Consider the following 21532-nt stretch of genomic DNA (forward strand, 5'->3'; position numbering starts at 1 on the left):
AGGAAGTACGGTTGAAAAAGGTTGCATTTATGCTAGATAAGCTGTTGCAGATATTAATGGCGTTATGTTTAGCATCCATGGCAATTCTCGTCTTTGGCAATGTCGTATTGCGTTATGCTTTTCATTCCGGCATTACATGGTCGGAAGAAATGTCGCGTTATCTATTTGTTTGGATGGTGTTTTTAGGAGCCATCGGTGCTTTGAAAGATAACGACCATTTAGGGGTGGATGTACTCTTAAAAAAGCTGCCGCTTGGGGCAAAGCGAATTGTATTTATTTTAAGTAATGCGATTGTTCTTTATGTACTGTGGCTGCTTCTGGATGGAAGCTGGAAGATCACTATGAGCAGCTTGGAAAGCAGAGCTCCTGCCACGAATTTGCCACTCGCTTATGTGTATGGAATGGGTATTGTGGTGAGTATCGGAATGGGAATAATAGTAATATTTAATATTTATCAGGCTCTCTTTCGGCCAAATACGCTTGAAAAGCTTATCCGAATGAAAGAATCGGAAGATGAAATTATGGAAGCGGTTCATGAAGAAATCGTGGAATTACATCATGAGAAAAAACAAGGGATGGCAGGAGGTGAGAGGTAGATGGCTTTTGTTGTTTTTGTCAGCTCATTAATTGGTGTCATGGCGTTGGGGATGCCTATTGCGTTTGCGCTTTTGGTGAGCGGTGTTGCTCTCATGTTTTTTCTGAATATTTTTGACACTCAAATTATGGCACAGAACCTCATTAATGGGGCGAACAGTTTTCCGATGATGGCTATTCCTTTCTTTATTCTTGCGGGAGAATTGATGAACGCAGGAGGCATTTCTAATCGAATTATTAACTTTGCCATGTCTCTTGTCGGTCATATTCGTGGAGGATTAGGATATGTAGCGATCATGGCAAGCGTCCTTTTCGCCGGTTTATCCGGTTCAGCGGTAGCGGATACGGCGGCTCTTGGCGCTATTCTGATTCCGATGATGGTCAAGGCTGGATATGACCGAAATCGGTCTGCTGGGCTCATTGCAGCCGGCGGTATTATTGCCCCGATCATCCCTCCGAGCATACCGATGATTATTTTTGGGGTAACAAGCGGCGTGTCGATTACAAAATTATTTATGGGAGGGATCATTCCAGGGCTTCTTATTGGTTTATGCTTGGTTGTCTGTTGGTGGTTAATGGTAAGAAAAGAGCAGGTAGAAGTCTTCCCCCGAAAATCTGCAAAAGAAGTATTGTCTGCTACCCGTCAGGCTATTTGGGCGCTTTTACTTCCAGCTATTATCGTTGGAGGACTTCGGGGCGGGATTTTTACTCCGACAGAGGCTGCTGTTGTAGCTGCATTTTATGCGTTATTTGTCGGGTTGTTTGTTTATCGAGAACTTAAAATACAAGATTTGTTTAAGGTGTTAGTAGCTGCTGCAAAAACAACAAGCGTTGTAATGTTTCTTGTAGCAGCAGCAATGTTGTCAGCTTGGTTGATAACAGTAGCCAATATTCCATCAATAGCTGCGGATATGCTTGGACCGTTAATCGAGAACAAATTGCTGCTTCTGCTAGCAATTAATGCGTTAGTTCTTTTAGTTGGTACGGCAATGGATTTGACGCCTACTGTTCTGATTTTAACTCCTGTTTTAATGCCTATTATTGAAAAGGCGGGAATCGATCCGGTGTACTTCGGGGTGCTGTTTATACTGAACAACTGCATTGGATTGCTCACTCCTCCAGTTGGTACTGTGTTAAATGTCGCTTGTGGGGTTGGAAAGATAGGAATGGAGGACATTATGAAAGGAATATGGCCTTTTTTACTTGCAGAAACACTTGTTCTTTTACTGCTTATTCTGTTTCCGTCCATTGTTACCGTTCCGCTTCAATGGTTTACAGATATGTAGATTTTTAAAGTGTTTACTATCTGATTTAAAAAGGTACTTTGATTGGACTGAAGGTATTGTTAATTTGCACATTATTTCAGGAAGGGTGGAGCAAATGATTGGCTCCTTTTCTGAAATAATGTGCAGTTTTTTATGATTAAATCTTTTATTTTGCGATTTTCTTCAGATACTCGTACTTGAATGAATTTTTCCCTATTCAAAAAAGCTGTCTTTCGCACATCGAGCTTCACTCTCTTGGTGATATTCCACTGCCTCCAATCGCGCGATTTCTTTTTCGAACGGGGCTTTTTTCATTTGGTATCCATATAACAGGCAAAGGTGAATCACTTGGAGCCATTTATGAAACGGTTATATGGCGGCTCCCTCCCGCCAGAAGTACATATTTGATCTATGATCTTGTCTATATAAACCGACTTCAGCCCATTTTTTCAGGTGATTTGTGGTGCTCCTGCAGCCTGAAGGGAGGTGATTATTTATAACATTTTCAAAGCCGTAAAGCATGGAAATAAACAAATTGACAACGTTTTAAATGTAAAGGTATACTTTTCTCAACTGAATTCGTTGATTAATTGCGTTAGCAGGTGATTAGACAGATGGGACGAAAAAAACAGTCCCGCGTGACGCTGCAGGAGGTTGCAAAACACGCGGGTGTGTCGAGGGCTACAGCTTCCCTTGTTGTTCGGGGCAGCCCAAATATTTCAAAAGAAACAAGAGAAAAAGTGTTAAAATCGATAAAAGAGTTGGGATATATATATGATCGTGTTGCAGCGAATTTACGATCCCACCAATCTTCAACAGTTGGTTTGATTATAACAGAGATCGGCAACCCCTTTTTCTCGGAATTATTGGTGGGCGTTCACGAAGCTTTAGATAAAGAAGGATATACCGTAATATTAGGAACGACGTTTGATTCCCCTGATAAACAAGATGCGCTGCTTGCGACAATGCTTGAATATCGTGTCGGCGGGGTAATTATGAGCCCTGTCCCAGGCAGTTCACCAGATATGGTAGAACGGTTAAAGCAATGGGGGATTCCTGTTATTTTAGTAGCGAGAAAAATGCTGTCAGAAGAGCCGTTTGATTATGTCGGAATCGATAATGTTGCAGGCGGACGGATAGCGGCTGAACATTTAATCGAACAAGGCCACCGCCGCATCGCTTTTTTGGGCGGTTTTTCTAATTCATCAGTATGGACAGACCGGAAAAAAGGATTTTGTGAAGCGATTGAACAAGCCGGGCTGGAAATGGATGAATCGCTGTTTGTCCAATCTCCCGCAACTAGGCAAGGGGGAATAGAGGCGATTAAGCGAGTTATGCAGCATCCTCAGCCTCCAACCGGGGTTTTTTGCTATAATGATGTTGTTGCATCTGGTGTTATGCTCGGATTAAAAGAACAAGGCATTGTTCCAGGCAAAGATGTGGCTGTGGTTGGTTTTGATAATATTCCGGAGTCAGCGTTATTCAGCCCTTCTTTAACAACCATTGCAGCTTTTCCTGATCGGCTCGGTGCAAAAGCTGCTGATCTCTTGCATCGGAGAATGAAAGGTGATGAAGAAGAGGCAAAAAAACTGATTTTACAGCCTGAGCTTGTAGTGCGGGAGTCAAGCTGACACACCATGATGAAGAAATCTAGGGAAGTGGATGCGTTATGAAGGAACATGTAGAAATCCCTCTTCGGGAAAAAAATATTGTTTTAATTGGATTTATGGGAGTCGGCAAAACGACTATTGGCCAGTTGGTCGCGAAAAAGCTGTACCGAGATTTCATTGATGTGGATCAGGAGATTGAAAAAAAGCAAAATATGCCCATCTCATTAATTTTTCAAAAATTTGGCGAAGATTATTTCCGAAAAATCGAAAAGGAGTATATTGTTGATATTTGCACGAACACACGCTTGAAGGTTGTATCTTTAGGAGGGGGAGCCTATTTACAAGAAGAGGTCCGCAATGCTTGTTTATCAAACTGCATCGTCTTTTTACTGGATTTATCTTGGGACAGCTGGAAGGATCGAATGCCGCTTTTAGTCGAGAACCGCCCTCTTTTAAAGGAAAAATCAATGGAGGAAATTGAAGAATTGTTTATAAAACGGCAAAATGCATACTCTCTCCATAACTCAAAAGTATCGACCAATAATCTTGATCCTGAAACAGTAGCAGATGAAATTGTAAATTCGGTGAAATTAACGTGGAGCATCTATGAACCGAACCAATAATATGAGATTATCCCTTTAAATGAATAGTTTGCAAGATGAGATTTGGGAAAGGGATTTAAAAACATGAATGTAGAAAACTTATTGTCTCCTTATCTTCAACTGGCTGATGCTGTCATTGTGACAGATAAAGATCATGTTGTCGTCGCTGTTAACGATGCGTATGAACAAATAACGGGATATAAAAAGGATTTCATTGTCGGCAGAAGAGCAGGTGTCATTAAATCTCATTTGACCCCGGAGCAAACTTATGCTTCGATGAAAAAAGCATTATCGGAAAAAAAGCCTTGGTCCGGTGTTTTTGTGAATCGTAAGAAATCCGGAGAATTATGGCACTCATCTATAACGATAACTCCTATTCTAATAGAAGATGAACTGTTTTTTGTAGGAATTTTTCGGGAATTGGAGCAGCTGGACAGCGGAGCATACGTTCCGCAGGAGCAAATAGAAGAAACAAAAAAATCAATATTGGAAGTGCTGGCGATTTCTTGTGAAATTCAAGATCCAAGCATTGAGGATCATTTGATCAACGTTCGAAAACTAACTGAAAAGCTCATTTATGCTCACAACAGCTATCATAATCTTAATTTATCAGAAGAATATATGAGAAATGTTGCTTATTCCAGCATTTTGCATGATATAGGAAAAGCTGGCATACCTGAAGGAATTTTGTATAAACCAGGACCACTAACAAAATATGAACGCTTAATTATGGAGACGCATCCGTTAATAGGCTTTGACATTTTGAAAAAAATAACAAGCAAACTGAAAGATAACTTTTTAAGGCAAAGCTATAAAGTGGCCGAAAATATTATTCTCTTTCACCATGAAAAATGGAATGGAACGGGATATCCGAAAAACTTGAAAGGAGCAGAAATTCCTTTAGAAGCTAGAATTGTTGCGGTTGTCGATGTGTTTGAAGCTTTAACGAGCAGCCGTCCATATAAAGTTGCATGGCCGATTGAAAAAGCGTTGAATTTTTTAGTGGAGCATCAAAATACGCATTTTGATCCAGATGTAGTGGCCTCATTTCTGACAATTAAGGATTTTTAAAAAGAAGGAAATTTTAGTTGAAGATCAACTAAAATTTCCTTCTTTTTTTGAAAATTTTTTATTGTGTTTTTTGTGTAATTGTGTATAATAAATCGTCGTGAAATAAACAATTTTCGATAAATATATTAATTTTTTTTGACAAAAAGTTTACTAGTATTAAACAAATGAGGTTGTTATGATGAAAATTGGGAGGAAAATTCGAAATTTGCGGATAAAAAAAGGTCTGACGCAAGAAGAGCTAAGCGAACGAACCGATTTGTCTAAAGGATACATTTCCCAATTGGAAAGAGATTTAAGCTCTCCCTCATTGGAAACGTTTCTGAATATATTGGATGTGCTGGGATGCAATCCAAAAGATTTTTTCGATGATGAGGATGCCGAGCAAAAAGTAGTTTACGGCAAAGAAGAACGAAAAGTATTTATTGACCAAGAGAAAGGATATAAAGTTGAATGGATTGTTCCTGAATCAAATGAAAAAGAAATGGAGCCGATTCTTTTAACGTTGTTTGAAAAAGGAGAGTTTAAAGTTTTTGAACCATCCTTATCTGAAACGTTTGCCTATGTTTTGAAAGGAACGATAAAAGTTCGGATCGGAACAAAAAAGTATGTGGCAAAGGAAGGAGAATCCATTTATTATCATGCATCCGATGAGCATCAAATTGTCAATGAGGCAGAAAGCATGTCGCAAGTAATTTTAGTGGCAACTGAATCTTATTTATAATTCTTGATGCGGTTGGAGGAAACGTTCATGAACAATAAAACAATTATTCGTTTTGAACAAGTGACAAAAAAATATGATGATGATTTGCCAGTATTGGATAATGTAAGTTTTGAAATCGAACGCGGAAAATTTTACACGTTGCTTGGACCTTCAGGATGCGGAAAAACAACCATTCTCCGTCTAATTGCGGGATTTACGGAACCGACCAGCGGCACGATTTATTTTAACGGAAAAAATATTAACCATGTAACGCCGAACAAACGTCAAGTCAATACAGTGTTTCAAGATTATGCCCTTTTTCCGCATCTGAATGTGTTTGAAAATGTTGCCTTTGGCCTTAGAATTAAAAAAATGAAAAAGGATATCATCGAACAAAAAGTAAAAGATGCCCTTCGTTTTGTAAACTTATCTGGCTATGAACAACGGAACATTCAGGAGATGTCAGGAGGACAGCGGCAGCGGGTCGCCATTGCGAGAGCGATAGTCAATGAACCGGAAGTGCTTCTGTTAGACGAACCGTTGTCAGCTCTTGATTTAAAACTGCGCACGGAAATGCAGTACGAGCTGCGGGAGCTTCAGCGCCGGCTCGGCATTACATTTATTTTTGTCACACATGACCAAGAGGAAGCTCTTGCAATGTCTGATGAAATCTTTGTTTTAAATAAGGGGAAAATTCAGCAAAGCGGAACGCCGAAAGATATTTATGATGAACCTGTTAACCGCTTTGTGGCAGACTTTATCGGAGAATCGAATATTGTCGCAGGAAAAATGATTCGAGATTATCTTGTTGAATTTGTCGGAAAGCAGTTTGAATGTGTTGATAAAGGCTTTGCTCCGAACGAGGACGTAGAAGTGGTAATTCGACCGGAGGACTTGGAAATAACAACTCCTGAAAAAGGAAAGCTTAAGGTTTATGTGGATTCCCAGCTGTTTAGAGGAGTTCATTATGAAATTTGCTGTTATGATAAGGATGGCAACGAGTGGCTTGTTCATTCTACAAAAAAGGCAGAAGTTGGCGATGAAATTGGTCTTTATTTTGAACCGGAAGCAATACACGTTATGCGTTTAGAAGAAAATTCTCGTATTGGTGTTGCCGATGAAAAGTAATATTCGCGCTTTATACTTCTTACCATATGTGTTATGGATCTTACTATTTGTTGTCGTTCCGATTCTGCTTATCATTTATTATTCGTTTTTTAACATTGAAGGAACATTTTCTTTTGAAAACTACGAGAAATTTTTCACGCCGGTTTATTTGAAAATGGCGTTAAGTTCATTTTGGTATGCGTTTTTAATTACAGCCTTTTCGCTATTGATCGCTTATCCGACAGCTCTTTTATTAACGAAAACAAAACATAAGCAGCTTTGGCTTTTGTTAATCATTTTGCCGATGTGGATCAATTTGCTGTTAAAAGCATACGCCTTTCTCGGCATTTTTGGAACCTATGGAATAGCCAATCATTTTTTGGAATTAATTGGTGTCGGTACTAAACAAATATTGTTTACAGATTTCAGCTTTGTGTTTGTTTCTGTCTATATTTTCGTTCCATTTATGATTTTGCCGATTTTTAATGCTTTAGAAAAATTAAATCCAACGCTTGTAGATGCAGCTAAGGATCTCGGAGCATCCCCTTGGATTACGTTCCGCCGGGTCATTTTTCCGCTGACGCTGGACGGTGTTAAATCCGGATGCCAAGCAGTGTTTATTCCTGCATTATCGTTATTTATGATTACCCGCTTGATTGCAGGAAACCGGGTAATTACGCTTGGCACAGCAATAGAGCAGCATTTCCTAGTTACTCAAAACTGGGGAATGGGAGCAACCATTGCGGTCTTTTTAATTCTTGCAATGGTGATCATCATGTTTTTAACAGGAAATCGGAAGTGAGGGATGAAAAATGAACAGAAAATGGAAGGTTTCAAATATATATTTAATCATCGTATTTTTCATCTTATACGCTCCGATTTTCTACCTTATTTATTACTCGTTTAACAGCGGCGGAAAAATGCATCATTTTGAAAATTTTACGTTGGACTGGTATAAAGAAGTCCTGCAAAATGTGCGTCTGTTGATTATTGTACTGAATACGATTGTAATTGCTTTGCTTTCTGCGGCGATTTCAACGATCATCGGCGTTTTCGGTGCGCTCGCCATTTACTCCGTCAAAACAAGACGGGTGAAAAATACATTGCTTTCGTTAAATAATGTTCTATTAGTCAGTCCTGATGTCATCATCGGAGCTTCCTTTTTAATTTTGTTTACCATTGTCGGCATTCAGCTTGGTTTTATTTCTGTTTTGCTGTCTCATATCGCCTTTAGTGTGCCGATTGTCGTATTGATGGTATTGCCAAAGCTTCAGGAAATGAGCCCGACATTAATCGATGCGGCAAGAGATTTAGGGGCGAGCCAGTGGAATGTCATAACAAAAGTAGTAATTCCCTATATTACCCCTGGGATTTTTGCTGGATTTTTTATGGCTTTAACCTATTCTTTGGACGATTTCGCCGTTACATTCTTTGTTACTGGAAATGGTTTTTCCACTTTATCTGTTGAAATATATTCAATGGCTCGACAAGGCATTTCCCTTACCATTAATGCTTTGTCAACACTCATTTTCCTTTTGACGATTTTGCTTGTGATCGGCTATTATTTCATCACGCTGCGCTATAATCGTCCGGGAAGATTGGGGGGACGGAAATGAAAAAAATTGTGCAGATGTTTGCGATAGTATTTATCGCTTCGTTTGCCATCCTGTTTTTTATTGCGAGACTGAATGCATCTGAAGGCTACTCCGGTGATAATACCCTTACGATTTACAACTGGGGAGAATATATTGATCCGGAATTGATCGACCGTTTTGAAAAAGAAACAGGTATAAAAGTGATTTACCAAACATTTGATTCAAATGAAGCGATGATGACAAAAATTTCCCAAGGAGGAACAACATTTGATATTGCCGTCCCTTCTGAGTATGCCATTAGCAAAATGAAGGAAGAAGGTCTTCTTATTCCGATTGATCATTCGAAAATTCCTAATTTAAAATATATCAACCCCCGTTTTCTAAATTTATCGTTTGATCCGGGGAATAAATATTCCATTCCATATTTTTGGGGAACGGTCGGCATTTTGTATAATCCGGAAGCTCTCGGGGGAAAAAAGATCGACAGCTGGAATGATTTATGGGATAAAGATATGAAAAATCAAATACTTCTTGTCGACGGCGCCCGAGAGGTAATCGGAATGGGATTGAACAGTCTTGGTTACTCGTTGAATGATACGAACAAAGACCATTTGCTAGAAGCGAAAAAGAAACTGGATAAACTGACTCCAAACGTGAAGGCGATCGTTGGAGATGAAATCAAAATGCTGATGGCAAACGAAGAAGCAGGTGCCGCTCTCGTCTGGTCGGGAGATGCTGCAGATATCATGTGGGAAAATGAGAAGCTAGATTACGTGGTGCCGAAAGAAGGCTCTAATCTTTGGTTTGATAATATGGTTATTCCGAAAACGGCCAAAAACATAGAAGGCGCTCATAAATTTATCAACTTTATGCTAGACCCGAAAGTGGCTGCGCAAAATGCTGAATATGTCGGCTACTCTACTCCAAATGAAAAGGCGCTTGAATACTTGCCGAAAGAGATTTCTGAAGATGAGCGGTTTTACCCGTCCCCTGAATTAACGGATAAATTGGAAGTGTATGAAAACCTAGGGAAACGAATGCTTTCCTATTATAATGATTTATTTTTAGAATTTAAAATGCACTCGAAATAAAAGGAAACCATCGCCATCCTCAATTTGGGAGGCGATGGTTTTTTAATGATTTTTGCGAAATCTGATCTTTGAAGCAAGAACGAGCTGTTGTTGGAACATATACGGCATAAGCTACCCTTATGTACTGTAAAAATGGATGCATAGTAGATCTAATGGTATTTTGAAGGGCAGCTGTTTGCAGCATAGAAAAAATGCGCATATGGGCTTTTAAAATCGAAAACAAGAATCGGCACTTTGCCGGTTTCTGCTCATCGCGCTCACCTTTAAAAGAGTTTGGTTATGAACATTTCCTTAGCTGCTGCCGCATCCTCCGCCGCAGCTGCTTCCGCAATTTGAACTGGAGCATCCTGAAGAAGAGCATCCGGAACCTCCTGAATGATCATTGGAATCGCTGAGTGCAGCCCCGCATGCATAAATAGAACCTCCGCTTGTCCCTGCATCCTTATTCAAAAGCTGCGACATTTTTTCTGTATAACTGTCCTGCTCGTACAGCGATAAAAATACCATAGCCGGCAGCAGCATCGAGTACGTATCGTCTGTTTTTATTTCCTTGCGGAGCGATTTGTTTTGCCGTTTCATTTCTTCTGCTTTTTCAATATCGTTTTTCAGCTGTTCAAGCAGCTTTGTTTGTAATGGTTTGATCGGGTCAAACGAACGAAAATATTTATCAAACAGTTTTTCGTCACTAGCTGAGCGAACTTCTTCCAAAAGTGTTTTGCTTAGCGGATTTTTTAAAAAGCCTCCCCACAGCTTCGTGCTGTTTGGATAGATTTCAAATAAGTGCAAATACATCCAATCAAAAAGGGCTCTTTCGTGAGGAATCGGTGTCCGTTCCACATTAGGGCTGTGATGCAGAAACGATCCAAAAAATTTTTTTGAAAAATTCTCGTATTCTTTCGTAAACATAATCATTTCATGCCATATTTCATCCACTTCATCGCTGAACATTGGAACTGATTTTAAAATTCCTGCCAACAAAAAATATCTTTTTAATTCAAATAGGCGCCAGTTAAAGTCCGTTTCGGTCCAACTAGGATGATTTGCTAACACTCTTTTCTTTACTTTTTCCATATATTCTGAGTTTAGAGAGTCTTCCAAACGAGAGATAATTGGCAGCCCTTCTGGAATGCGGCAGGCTAATTCTGCCGGGACAGCCTCTTGAACAAGCTTGAATGATCTTTTTTTCTTCGTTTTATTGATATTGACAACGATGAACATAATGAAAATACCAATGATCAATCCTACTAAAAGCTCAGTCATAATATCCCTCCACAACACTATATATCTTATTATACTATTGGAATAGGAAATTTATAGAAACGATTTTCGTGAAACTCGAATATTGTATAATTTCAAAAATATCGTAAAATGGAAAGAGCAAAAAATTCCTATTTAATCATATAGAAAGGTTTTGGCGATGAACGTTCAAAAAATAAATATAGCAGGGAAAAAAGATCATATTATTTTTTTAACAGTTATCTTTTGCTTTTGGTTTTCCATTTATATTTATGTTCCAATCTTTGGGGTTTATTTAGAACATTTGCAGTTTGATTATTCACTTGTTGGCATTATTTTTGGCAGTTACGGCATCACCCAGATTTTGATTCGTTTGCCTCTTGGAGTTTTATCAGATTATTTAGGGCAAATGAGAAAAGGAATGCTTATAGCTGGTTTTTTTATGGCGTTTGCCAGCGGAATCCTGTTTCTTTTCTTTCAATCATTTATCCCGATTTTTATTGCAAGACTTCTTTCAGGAATTACCGCGTCGATGTGGGTAATGGCTACTACATTATACGCTCAATATTTTACGGAAAGTCAATCTTCCAAAGCGATGGGAATTCTCCAGTTTATGACGGTCGTTTCCCAATTTATTAGCATGGCTATCAGCGGGAAAATTGTAGAGTGGTTCGGCTGGGAAATGCCGTTTCTCATTGGGACCGTCATGGCTTTGATTGGTCTTATTCTTTCATTTCGCATTAAAGAAATCGGCGATAAGGTGAATCTTATTGATTTCAAATATATGAGTCAATTAAAATATGTTCTCGGCATCAAGCCGCTTTGGGGCATCTCAGCTTTATCGCTTGCCGGACACGGAATTTTGTTTATGACGATTTTTGGATTTACACCGGTTTATGTCTCGAAAATCGGATTTAGTGAGTCCGTGTTTTTTTGGGTCGTCACTTCCTTTTTTATTCCGCATGCAGCTGCATCATTGCTGCTTGCCTATTTTCCTGTTCGAAAGCAAAAACAACTGCTTTTGCTTTCATTTATTTTAAGCGGATTATTTCATCTTCTGTTGCCGTTGTCAAATTCGATTCTATGGATTTGCTTCATGCATATTTTCATAGGGTTTTGGCTTGGTTTTATTTTTCCGCTGCTGCTTGCGATGGTTATTCAAAGCTGTCAAGAAGCATATCGGACGACCGCAATGGGCTTTTATCAATCATTTTATGCAATCGGCATTTTCACTGGTCCGATGTTAGCGGGCTTTATTGCAGATCACATCGGTTTTTATGAAGTGTTTCTTGCAACAGGCTTGCTTGCCTTTGCAGCTGCTTTTCTGTCTTTATTCATTCCAAGCTCCCGCATGGAAAGGAAAGCGGAGCGAATCTCTTCGTAAAGAGATAAAGTGGAATACGAACATTTTTTCATATTAGCGTTGAATCCTATATTGCTTGGGAATATGAAATGACATCTTGCCATAAATGAAAATGGCTGACTGTTTTTGCACGGAGAGATCAACGGTCTTTTTCAACTATGTATGTTGTTTTTTCAGTTTCAATTCGATAGCTTCCATAAGAACCTCTCAATTTGTAGCGGCTGAGCTATATTTGCTCAGCCGTTTTTTTCTGCCAATTTTTTAAACAACTTGTTAAAGAAAATAAACAGAACAACATGAAAAAAATAGTGGCTAATTGATAATAAACGAGGTTCATTGATTGATAGATCAACGGTTTCAAACTCCTTTATTAAAATTATTATAATTTACTATTGATTTTTAATTAAAATATGTTATCATATAGTTGTAATGATTAGAGAAATATTATTTTAAATTATGAGGTGATCGGTAAATGGGAGAGAATAAAAAGCTTACGACGAGCTGGGGTGCTCCTGTAGGGGACAATCAAAATTCGATGACAGCAGGCCATCGAGGTCCGACATTAATTCAAGACGTACATCTTCTGGAAAAACTAGCCCATTTTAATAGAGAAAGAGTTCCTGAACGAGTTGTTCACGCAAAAGGTGCCGGTGCTCACGGATACTTTGAAGTGACAAATGATATGTCAAAATATACGAAAGCGAAAGTCTTCAACGGAGTAGGCAAGCGAACACCAGTATTTGTAAGATTCTCAACTGTTGCAGGTGAGCTTGGCTCCGCTGATACGGTCCGCGATCCGCGCGGTTTTGCCGTTAAGTTTTACACAGAAGAAGGAAACTATGACATCGTAGGAAACAACACGCCGATTTTCTTCATTCGCGATGCGATTAAATTCCCTGATTTTATCCACACACAAAAACGCGATCCAAAAACACATTTGAAAAATCCTACTGCCGTATGGGATTTTTGGTCTCTATCGCCTGAATCATTGCACCAAGTAACTTATTTGATGGGAGATCGCGGAATTCCGGCAACATACCGTCATATGAATGGTTATGGAAGCCATACATTTAAATGGACAAACGAAGACGGGGAAAGCGTCTGGATCAAATATCATTTCAAAACTGACCAAGGTATAAAAAACCTTGATACGAAAACAGCTGTAAAAATTGCCGGAGAAAATCCGGATTATCATACAGAGGATTTATTCAATGCGATTGAAAACGGAGACTATCCTTCTTGGACGCTTTATGTGCAAATCATGCCGCTTGAAGATGCCAACACATACAGATGGGATCCATTTGACGTGACAAAAGTATGGTCTCACAAAGATTATCCATTAATTGAAGTAGGAAAATTAGTATTAAATAAAAACCCTGAAAACTATTTTGCAGAAGTTGAGCAAGCTGCATTCTCACCGGGAAACCTAGTTCCAGGAGTCGATGTGTCGCCGGACAAAATGCTGCAAGGTCGTCTCTTTGCATATCATGATGCACATCGCTACCGCATCGGGGCAAACTATAACTCACTTCCAATCAACCGTCCGCGGGTTGAAGTGAACAACTATCAACGCGATGGATTTATGCGCTTTGACTCAAATGGCGGAGGCTCTGTATATTATGAACCAAACAGCTTTGGCGGTCCAAAAGAAACACCTGAAGCAAAACAAGCATCATACCCAGTATCAGGTGTTGCGGAAAACGTTCCTTATGACCATGATGACCATTATACTCAAGCGGGCGACTTATACCGTCTCATGAGTGAAGATGAAAGAGCACGCCTTATTGAAAATATTGTAAATTCAATGAAACCAGTTAAGCTGGAAGAAATAAAACTCCGCCAAATCGGCCACTTCTACAAAGCAGATCCTGAATATGGAACCCGCGTTGCAGAAGGTCTTGGTTTGCAAGTGCCTGAAGAAGTAAAAAAAGGTTAATAAATATTTCATAGCTGGACGATCTCGGAAGGTTCAAACGAACTTTTCGGGGTCGTCTTAATTTTTGTCACCTTCGAAAAAATATTTGGAATTACAACCTGCTTGCTTGTGAATGCGTCAGCTTTCAAACAATAGTTGGAATTACCACACGTCCCATAAAAACATATAATTGCCTTCTTTAATAGGGAAAAGTAAAAATAGTTAAAAAATTTTTTATAAAGTTGTATGATGGAAAATATAAATAGTTTCGTTCATACTTTTTGGAGGCTATGCTTATGAAAGAAGTGGCGTCTTTCTTAAAACCGTACCGCCTGGCGGTTGTTATTGCACTTGCTCTCATGTTAACAGAGCTGACAGTGGAGCTTGTCCAGCCTTTGTTTATGGCAAAAATTGTAGATGATGGAATTTTGAAAAGGGATTTATCAGCTGTCGTCCATTGGGGGCTGGTGATGGTTGGTGTATCGGCTCTTGCCTTTGCAGCAGGCATCATTAATTCATTTTTTGCGGCGCATGTCAGCCAGAGCTTTGGATTTGATATTAGAAAAGTTCTTTTTGGGAAAATTCAATCCTTTTCATTTGCGAACTATAATCAATTTTCCAATTCATCTTTCATTACAAGGATGACAAATGATGTCTCCCAAGTGCAAAACACAATTTTTATGGGACTTCGGATTATGCTGCGTGCTCCATTGTTGGTGATCGGCGGCGCGGTTATGGCTCTAGCAGTAAATTTTACATTATCCTTCATTCTCATCGTCATTCTTCCGTGCCTGATCTTTTTTCTTTTATGGGTGATGAAAAGAGCAGGATCGATGTTTCGAATCGTGCAAGAAAAGCTGGATACGGTGAATAAAGTCATACAGGAAAACTTGACGAATATGCGCTTAATCAAAGCTTTTTTGCGAAATGACTATGAAGTTAATCGCTTTCAGAAGGCGAACAAAGATTTAAAAGACCAAACAATTTTCGTGCTCCGCTTTATGGAAATCATGCAGCCTGTCTTGCTTTTTGTAATGAATGTAAGCATTTTAATTATTTTATGGGCGGCTCATGCTGGACCAAGTGAGGCAAAAGTAGGTGAAGTCGTTGCGATCGTCAATTATTCAACGAGGATCATTTCTGTTTTATCTATGCTGTCTTTTATTGTCTCTGGTTTTTCAAGGGCAAAAGCCTCCAGCTTAAGGATTTCGGAGGTGCTTCAAACAGAAGTAAAATTGACTGATGAGCTTGCCGAATCAAGTCATCAAATAACAGAGGGAAAAATTGAATTTCGATCGGTGTCCTTTGCATACCCGGATTCAGCCGTTAAGGTGCTTGATGATGTATCGTTTACGGTAAATGCTGGAGAAACTATGGCGGTGATGGGGGCTACCGGCTCCGGCAAATCGACTCTTTTCAATTTAATTCCGCGATTATATGACTTAGAAAAAGGAGTCGTTTATATTGACGGTTTCGATATACGTACGATCAAGCTTGAGCATTTAAGAAGGTCAATTGGAATGGTTCCGCAAGAATCGCTGTTATTCACTGGAACGGTAAAAGATAATATTTTATGGGGAAAAGAAGATGCTACTATGGAAGAAATCATTGCTGCTGCAAAGGATGCCCAAATACATGATACGATTTTAAAGCTCCCTCATGGATATGATACCCTTATCAGCCAAAAAGGCGTGAATCTTTCCGGAGGGCAAAAGCAGCGAATTTCGATTGCCAGAGCGCTTGTCCGAAAGCCAAAAATATTGCTGCTTGATGACAGCACGAGTGCTTTAGACTTAAAGACGGAAAGAAAACTGCTTCAAGCATTGATGAAATATCCATGTACGACCTTGATCATTACGCAAAAAATTGCAACAGCGATGGCGGCTGATCAAATTTTGCTACTAGAAAACGGAAAGGTGCTTGCGAAAGGAAGGCATGATGAATTAATACGCAGCGTTCCACTTTACCAAAAAATCTATGAATCACAATATGGAAAGGATGGCATCCGTCATGCTCAAAAGTCTTATTGAACCTTTCCGATATGAAAAACTAAAGCTGACAAATGAGTCAAAAGTGAAGAAAAGCTCTTCAAAAGTTAAAGACTGGAAAGGAACATTAAAAAGAATTTGGGGATATATGTCAGATCAAAAGGTTTTGTTTTTTTTCGTTTTGCTCATGGTTTTTATTAGCACAGTTTTAACAATCCTTGGGCCTTTTTTAGTAGGGAAAGGGATCGACATTTATATTGTAGAAAAAAGCGGAAATCACTTTTTCTTTTTTTTCGTCGTTCTTGTTTTAATCTATGCATTGCATTCCCTTTCCATTTGGCTGCAAAACATATGGATGATCAAAGTGGCGCAAAATACTGTGTATAAAATAAGATCCGATCTATTTCGCCAGTTTCATCTTCTTCCCATTTCTTTTTTTGATCAGAAAAAAACGGGAGAGCTGATGAGCCGAATGACCAATGATGTTGAAAACGTCAGCTCGACATTAAACAGCTCAGTGATTCAAATCTCATCCAGTGTTCTTACATTAATTGGTGTTGTTTCTGTTATGTTATGGATGAGCCCTTTTTTAACAATCATCACCTTAATAGTTGTTCCTTTATTGGTTGTAGGTATGAAATGGATTACCCGGCGGACTGGACAATTGTTTAAAGAGCAGCAGCGAAGTTTAGGAGAACTGAATGGATACATTGAAGAAACCATCACTGGTCAGCGAATTGTCAAAACTTTTTCACAAGAGAACCGGGTTATGCATGAGTTTTTAGAAAAAAATGAAAGGCTGCGGAGATCTTCATTTTGGGCTCAGACGATTTCCGGTTTTATCCCAAAGCTTATGCACGTATTAAACAATTTAAGTTTTACATTGATTGCAGGGTTCGGTGGAATCTTTGCTCTAAAAGGGTGGATAACCATCGGAACGATTGTTGTTTTTGCGGAGTACGCCAGGCAGTTTACACGGCCTTTAAATGATCTTGCCAATCAATTTAATACATTATTATCTGCGGTTGCCGGTGCAGAGCGGGTATTTGATTTGCTCGATGAGCAGGCAGAGGAAGCTGATTTTGGAGAATATGTACAATCCGCAAATATAAAAGGAGACATTGTGTTTGATCGAGTATCTTTTTCATACGGGGAAGAGAGCCAAACGATAAAAAATATTAGCTTTCATGTTTCTCCGGGAGAAACAGTTGCCCTTGTCGGTGCCACCGGCGCCGGAAAAACAACGATCATCAATTTACTGGCACGCTTTTATGAAGTAAATGAAGGGAGAATTTTGATAGATGGAAAGGATATTTCCAAATTAAGACGGAGTGAACTTCGTCAGGCAATGGGGTTTGTATTGCAGGATCCTTTTTTGTTTCACACGACAATTCGTGAAAATATCCGATACGGAAGATTAGATGCAACAGATGAGGAAGTGGAGGAAGCGGCAAAGCTAGCAAATGCTCATTCATTTATTAAAAACCTACCTGATCAATATGATACAATCATTAACGAAGGTGGAACGAGCATCAGTCAAGGTCAAAAACAACTTCTTTCAATTGCGAGGGCGATTTTAAAAAATCCGTCCATTTTATTGCTGGATGAAGCGACAAGCAGCATTGACACTGTAACAGAATTAAAGATTCAAGAAGCGCTGGAGAGGCTGATGAAGGGGAGAACAAGCTTTGTGATCGCTCATCGGCTGAATACGATTAAAAAAGCAGATCAAATATTTGTTATCCAGGATGGTCGCATTGTGGAAAAAGGATCTCATGATGAATTGCTGGAAAAAGAGGGATTTTATTTTGATTTAGTCACAAACCAGCTAAAGCCGCAATTAAAAACGAAAGACATGTTGTCAGAAATAAAGGATCATATATAATGAATATAATCACTTTACTTTGTTAAAAGGGGAAACAGTATGAAATTAGTAGCTATTGATTTAGACGGGACATTGCTATCTTCCAATTTATCCATATCAGAAGAAAATCTTACAGCTATTCGGGAAGCACAAAATGAGGGAAACATCATCATGATTTGCTCCGGCAGGGCGCCTGAGAGTATTCGTGAACTGCTGGACGAATATGATTTTGCATGTCCATTTGCAGCAAGCAATGGAACAGTTGTCGTAATCGAAGGAGAAAAGCCGAAATACATTTCAATGAACAAACAAAACATGTTGGAAGTAGCCGAAATTTTGGAGAGTTATGGTGTGCCGTATAAACTTTATACAAATGATGGTATTTGGATGCCGGAAGACTGGAGCGCCAAAGTTCGCTCTGCTCTGCAGTCGAATCCGGAGCTGGCAAAATGTTTGCTTGAATCTGAGTACAAACAGTTTATCGAGCAGCCAAAAAGGACCGACAATAATCGATACTTTCGTCATATACAAGATGTTATAAACCGCGGTGATTTATCGGTCCAGAAGTTTTTTATTTTGCAATTTAATCAACATACTAGAAAAGAAATTATGGAACAATTAGAAAACATTGCTGGGATTGCGGTTACGACATCAGGTGACTACAACATTGAAATAATGGATGAAAAGGGAAATAAAGGATACGGATTAAAAGCTGTTGCCAAGCACTACAATATCCCATTGGAACAAACGATTGCGATTGGTGATAATTTCAATGACGTTCCAATGCTGGAAGCTGCAGGGCTTTCCGTTGCAATGGGGAATGCCGAGCCTGAGGTGAAAGAAATGTGCGATATCGTGACGAGGACAAACGATGAACACGGTGTCGCCCATGCTATTCGACAATTTGTGCTGTAAATGGTTTATGGATGCAAAGGGGTGTCTAATAAGTCGTTTTTACGGCTTATTGACGCCCCCTTTAATGTTTTATAAACGTTGATATATCGACGTTTATAATTTTTTGTGTGCGCCCGGCATGGGTGTAATCTATAGGGTGAAAGTCCCGAGCTGCGAAGGCAGAAGTAGCAGTTAGCTTAACGCAAGGGTGTCCGTGGCGACGCGGAATCTGAAGGAAGCGAGCGGCAAACTTCCGGTTTGAGGAACACGAACTTCATATGAGGCTAGGTATCACTGGGTGAGTTTGCACAACAAAACAAAGCCCTTTCTGCCGAAGGTGATACAGAGTAAATGAAGCAGATGGATGGAAGGAAAGATTACACTCTTACCCGGGGAGGTCTGGCTGGCACGCCAAGTAACCTTGGTAACCTATCTAGTGATAGATAGCTGAACAGTCAGAAGTCAGCAGAAGTCATAGTACTCTTTCAAGCTCGAGATGGAAGAGGAAGGACTGAACAATTAAGGAGAACGAATCGCTAGGCGTTCATCTTCTGTGTGGAAGCAGACAATCCGATAGGACTTACTTGAAGGAGGAAGTGGTGAATCCCACGGGGGACTTCAAGAGGGTGGAGCAGAAGATGGCACAAATAGAAGAATTCGTTCACGTGGAGAGGATATCAATGTTGATGGAAATGATTTTGTCACGGGAAAATCTCCTGGCGGCACTGAAACGAGTCGAACAGAATAAAGGAAGTCACGGAGTAGATGGCATGTCCGTAAAAGACCTACGAAGACACCTCTACGAAAATTGGGACTCCATTCGACAGTCGTTGAGAGAAGGAACCTACAAGCCCTTACCCGTCCGTCGGGTCGAAATCCCGAAACCGAACGGTGGAGTAAGGCTTCTAGGGATCCCTACCGTGACGGATCGTTTCATCCAACAAGCGATTGCCCAAGTTTTGACGAAAATCTTTGATCCGACCTTCTCGAACCATAGCTATGGTTTCCGCCCAGGCAGAAGGGGACATGATGCGGTTAGGGAAGCAAAGGGTTATATCAAAGAAGGATATCGTTGGGTAGTCGATATAGACCTAGAGAAATTCTTTGACAAGGTGAATCACGACAAACTGATGGGGATCTTGGCGAAAACGATCAAAGATCAAATTCTACTGAAGGTAATTCGCCGGTATCTTCAATCAGGCGTGATGATCAATGGAGTGGTAATGGAAACGGACATGGGAACGCCTCAAGGCGGCCCGCTTAGTCCACTTTTATCAAACATCATGCTTCATGAATTGGATAAGGAGCTTGAGAAACGTGGACATAAGTTTGTTCGGTATGCGGATGACTGTAACATCTATGTGAAAACAAAGAAAGCAGGAATTCGTGTCATGAACTCCATTACGAACTTTATAGAGAAGGAGTTAAAGCTCAAGGTAAATAAAGAGAAATCGGCGGTAGACCGTCCTTGGAAACGGAAGTTTCTCGGTTTCAGCTTCACACTCAATAAGACTCCAAAGGTACGGATTGCGAACGAAAGTGTGAAACGTTTGAAGAACAAGATCCGTGAAATTACATCAAGATCGAAACCGTATCCAATGGAGAAAAGGATTGAGAAACTGAACAAGTATTTAATGGGATGGTGCGGATATTTTGCCTTGGCAGAAACACCAAGTAAGTTCAAAGAATTGGATGAATGGATTAGACGAAGGCTTCGGATGTGTTTGTGGAAAGAATGGAAAACCCCGAAAACAAGAATTCGGAAACTCAGAGGATTAGGAGTTCCAAGCCATAAAGCATTCGAATGGGGTAATACACGCAAGAAATATTGGCGGATTGCCTGCAGTCCCATTCTACACAAAACCCTCGACAACTCCTATTGGAAGCGTCGAGGGTTAAGAAGTCTATTCGAAAGATATCAAGCACTACGTCATACTTAATTGAACCGCCGTATACCGAACGGTACGTACGGTGGTGTGAGAGGTCGGGGGTTAGTCACCCCCTCCTACTCGATTTACGATAGGGATTTGACTTTCTGGATAGCTCCTTTCATTTTATTTACTATTGAAAACTGCGGCGGTGCGGCTTCTTTGAGGCGGGCAATAAAAAAGTGTGATGAAATTATTTTTATTGTTTCGCTAGTTCTGTCTGCCATACTTTTTTTAACATAGCTGTTTCGTCACACGATGGAAGTTTCGGACAATTGATGCAATCCTTCCACATTTTTTGCGGGAGAGATTGCTTGTCAACGATATCGAATCCTAATTTGGTAAAAAACTCGATTTGATACGTTAAGGCAATCAAATTTTCAATTTCCAACCTGTTTGTTTCATAAATGATTTGTTTTACGAGCTCTTTTCCGATGCCTTTTCCGGTATGGTCAGGGTCAACGGCCAGCGAGCGGATTTCAGCCAAATCTTTGTCTAAAATATGCAAGCTGGCAACGCCAGCCACTGCTCCGCCTTCATCTGCAACATAAAAATTTTGTAAATTCTCATAAATAGATGCGTACGTTCTGCTGAGCAGCTTTCCTTCCAATGCATAGTGTTTAATTAATTGATAGATGGCATCTGTATCGCTCATAGTCGCTCTTCGAATGTGCATGTATACTCCCTCATTTAATCGAATGAATAATTA

General features: G+C 39.8%; 18 protein-coding genes. 16 read left to right on the top strand and 2 right to left on the bottom strand.

Annotated features, from left to right (window positions below):
- Nucleotides 1-11: 11 nt before the first annotated feature.
- The 10 genes from NSQ94_RS02715 to NSQ94_RS02760 all read left to right on the top strand — a co-directional run bounded on the left by NSQ94_RS02715 (nt 12) and on the right by NSQ94_RS02760 (nt 9635).
- Complete coding sequence (locus NSQ94_RS02715; RefSeq protein ID WP_339230039.1) at nt 12-596, top strand: TRAP transporter small permease; 585 nt, start codon at nt 12-14, stop codon at nt 594-596.
- Nucleotides 597-1880 (top strand): TRAP transporter large permease subunit, encoded by a 1284-nt coding sequence (locus tag NSQ94_RS02720; protein ID WP_063386816.1) that lies wholly within the window; start codon nt 597-599, stop codon nt 1878-1880.
- A gap of 593 nt (nt 1881-2473) precedes the next feature.
- Nucleotides 2474-3490 (top strand): LacI family DNA-binding transcriptional regulator, encoded by a 1017-nt coding sequence (locus tag NSQ94_RS02725; protein ID WP_063386815.1) that lies wholly within the window; start codon nt 2474-2476, stop codon nt 3488-3490.
- 38 nt (nt 3491-3528) lie between these two features.
- The gene (locus NSQ94_RS02730) at nt 3529-4092 is read left to right on the top strand and encodes a shikimate kinase (protein WP_130157446.1); all 564 of its coding nucleotides are present in this window, start codon (nt 3529-3531) and stop codon (nt 4090-4092) included.
- A 63-nt stretch (nt 4093-4155) separates the two neighbouring features.
- Nucleotides 4156-5142 carry an HD domain-containing phosphohydrolase gene (locus NSQ94_RS02735; protein ID WP_063386813.1) on the top strand — a complete coding sequence of 329 codons (987 nt, stop codon included), beginning with the start codon at nt 4156-4158 and terminating at the stop codon, nt 5140-5142.
- 178 nt (nt 5143-5320) lie between these two features.
- The gene (locus tag NSQ94_RS02740) at nt 5321-5863 is read left to right on the top strand and encodes an XRE family transcriptional regulator (protein WP_339200038.1); all 543 of its coding nucleotides are present in this window, start codon (nt 5321-5323) and stop codon (nt 5861-5863) included.
- A gap of 27 nt (nt 5864-5890) precedes the next feature.
- Nucleotides 5891-6970 (top strand): ABC transporter ATP-binding protein, encoded by a 1080-nt coding sequence (locus tag NSQ94_RS02745; protein WP_339230042.1) that lies wholly within the window; start codon nt 5891-5893, stop codon nt 6968-6970.
- Nucleotides 6960-7751: an ABC transporter permease gene (locus NSQ94_RS02750; RefSeq protein WP_066250018.1), complete on the top strand. Its 792-nt coding sequence runs from the start codon at nt 6960-6962 to the stop codon at nt 7749-7751. The genes NSQ94_RS02745 and NSQ94_RS02750 overlap by 11 nt, the downstream gene beginning before the upstream one ends.
- Nucleotides 7752-7761: 10 nt before the next feature.
- A complete protein-coding gene (locus NSQ94_RS02755) occupies nt 7762-8565 on the top strand; it encodes an ABC transporter permease (protein WP_066250016.1) in 804 nt (267 codons plus the stop codon).
- Complete coding sequence (locus tag NSQ94_RS02760) at nt 8562-9635, top strand: ABC transporter substrate-binding protein (protein ID WP_063386808.1); 1074 nt, start codon at nt 8562-8564, stop codon at nt 9633-9635. Before NSQ94_RS02755 ends, NSQ94_RS02760 begins: the two co-directional genes overlap by 4 nt.
- A gap of 291 nt (nt 9636-9926) precedes the next feature.
- Here NSQ94_RS02760 and NSQ94_RS02765 read toward each other — a convergent pair whose 3' ends face one another.
- The gene (locus NSQ94_RS02765; RefSeq protein ID WP_339230045.1) at nt 9927-10895 is read right to left on the bottom strand and encodes a hypothetical protein; all 969 of its coding nucleotides are present in this window, start codon (nt 10893-10895) and stop codon (nt 9927-9929) included.
- A gap of 157 nt (nt 10896-11052) precedes the next feature.
- Here NSQ94_RS02765 and NSQ94_RS02770 point away from each other — a divergent pair, with 157 nt between their 5' ends.
- The 6 genes from NSQ94_RS02770 (at nt 11053) to ltrA (ending at nt 20835) form a co-directional block, all read left to right on the top strand.
- Nucleotides 11053-12255, top strand: a complete 1203-nt coding sequence (locus NSQ94_RS02770; RefSeq protein WP_063386806.1) for an MFS transporter — start codon at nt 11053-11055, stop codon at nt 12253-12255.
- A 451-nt stretch (nt 12256-12706) separates the two neighbouring features.
- A complete protein-coding gene (katA, locus tag NSQ94_RS02775) occupies nt 12707-14170 on the top strand; it encodes a catalase KatA (RefSeq protein ID WP_117017086.1) in 1464 nt (487 codons plus the stop codon).
- 275 nt (nt 14171-14445) lie between these two features.
- Nucleotides 14446-16179: an ABC transporter ATP-binding protein gene (locus NSQ94_RS02780; protein WP_339230047.1), complete on the top strand. Its 1734-nt coding sequence runs from the start codon at nt 14446-14448 to the stop codon at nt 16177-16179.
- Nucleotides 16160-18022 (top strand): ABC transporter ATP-binding protein, encoded by a 1863-nt coding sequence (locus tag NSQ94_RS02785; RefSeq protein WP_339230049.1) that lies wholly within the window; start codon nt 16160-16162, stop codon nt 18020-18022. The genes NSQ94_RS02780 and NSQ94_RS02785 overlap by 20 nt, the downstream gene beginning before the upstream one ends.
- Nucleotides 18023-18061: 39 nt before the next feature.
- On the top strand, nt 18062-18916 hold the full coding sequence (locus NSQ94_RS02790; RefSeq protein WP_311066527.1) for a Cof-type HAD-IIB family hydrolase: 855 nt from the start codon (nt 18062-18064) through the stop codon (nt 18914-18916).
- A gap of 659 nt (nt 18917-19575) precedes the next feature.
- Nucleotides 19576-20835: a group II intron reverse transcriptase/maturase gene (ltrA, locus tag NSQ94_RS02795; protein WP_066251748.1), complete on the top strand. Its 1260-nt coding sequence runs from the start codon at nt 19576-19578 to the stop codon at nt 20833-20835.
- Nucleotides 20836-21022: 187 nt separating this feature from the next.
- Here ltrA and NSQ94_RS02800 read toward each other — a convergent pair whose 3' ends face one another.
- The gene (locus tag NSQ94_RS02800; protein ID WP_063386801.1) at nt 21023-21499 is read right to left on the bottom strand and encodes an N-acetyltransferase; all 477 of its coding nucleotides are present in this window, start codon (nt 21497-21499) and stop codon (nt 21023-21025) included.
- Nucleotides 21500-21532: the final 33 nt, after the last annotated feature.

Source organism: Aeribacillus sp. FSL K6-2833 (genome assembly GCF_037965815.1).
GTDB classification, from domain to species: Bacteria; Bacillota; Bacilli; order Bacillales; family Aeribacillaceae; genus Aeribacillus; species Aeribacillus composti.

Coding starts and splice junctions, on each gene's coding strand:
- NSQ94_RS02720 (WP_063386816.1), top strand. CDS start 597: ATGGCTTTTGTTGTTTTTGTCAGCTCATTAATTGGTGTCATGGCGTTG.
- NSQ94_RS02725 (WP_063386815.1), top strand. CDS start 2,474: ATGGGACGAAAAAAACAGTCCCGCGTGACGCTGCAGGAGGTTGCAAAA.
- NSQ94_RS02730 (WP_130157446.1), top strand. CDS start 3,529: ATGAAGGAACATGTAGAAATCCCTCTTCGGGAAAAAAATATTGTTTTA.
- NSQ94_RS02735 (WP_063386813.1), top strand. CDS start 4,156: ATGAATGTAGAAAACTTATTGTCTCCTTATCTTCAACTGGCTGATGCT.
- NSQ94_RS02740 (WP_339200038.1), top strand. CDS start 5,321: ATGAAAATTGGGAGGAAAATTCGAAATTTGCGGATAAAAAAAGGTCTG.
- NSQ94_RS02745 (WP_339230042.1), top strand. CDS start 5,891: ATGAACAATAAAACAATTATTCGTTTTGAACAAGTGACAAAAAAATAT.
- NSQ94_RS02750 (WP_066250018.1), top strand. CDS start 6,960: ATGAAAAGTAATATTCGCGCTTTATACTTCTTACCATATGTGTTATGG.
- NSQ94_RS02755 (WP_066250016.1), top strand. CDS start 7,762: ATGAACAGAAAATGGAAGGTTTCAAATATATATTTAATCATCGTATTT.
- NSQ94_RS02760 (WP_063386808.1), top strand. CDS start 8,562: ATGAAAAAAATTGTGCAGATGTTTGCGATAGTATTTATCGCTTCGTTT.
- NSQ94_RS02765 (WP_339230045.1), bottom strand. CDS start 10,895: ATGACTGAGCTTTTAGTAGGATTGATCATTGGTATTTTCATTATGTTC.
- NSQ94_RS02770 (WP_063386806.1), top strand. CDS start 11,053: ATGAACGTTCAAAAAATAAATATAGCAGGGAAAAAAGATCATATTATT.
- katA (WP_117017086.1), top strand. CDS start 12,707: ATGGGAGAGAATAAAAAGCTTACGACGAGCTGGGGTGCTCCTGTAGGG.
- NSQ94_RS02780 (WP_339230047.1), top strand. CDS start 14,446: ATGAAAGAAGTGGCGTCTTTCTTAAAACCGTACCGCCTGGCGGTTGTT.
- NSQ94_RS02785 (WP_339230049.1), top strand. CDS start 16,160: ATGCTCAAAAGTCTTATTGAACCTTTCCGATATGAAAAACTAAAGCTG.
- NSQ94_RS02790 (WP_311066527.1), top strand. CDS start 18,062: ATGAAATTAGTAGCTATTGATTTAGACGGGACATTGCTATCTTCCAAT.
- ltrA (WP_066251748.1), top strand. CDS start 19,576: ATGTTGATGGAAATGATTTTGTCACGGGAAAATCTCCTGGCGGCACTG.
- NSQ94_RS02800 (WP_063386801.1), bottom strand. CDS start 21,499: ATGCACATTCGAAGAGCGACTATGAGCGATACAGATGCCATCTATCAA.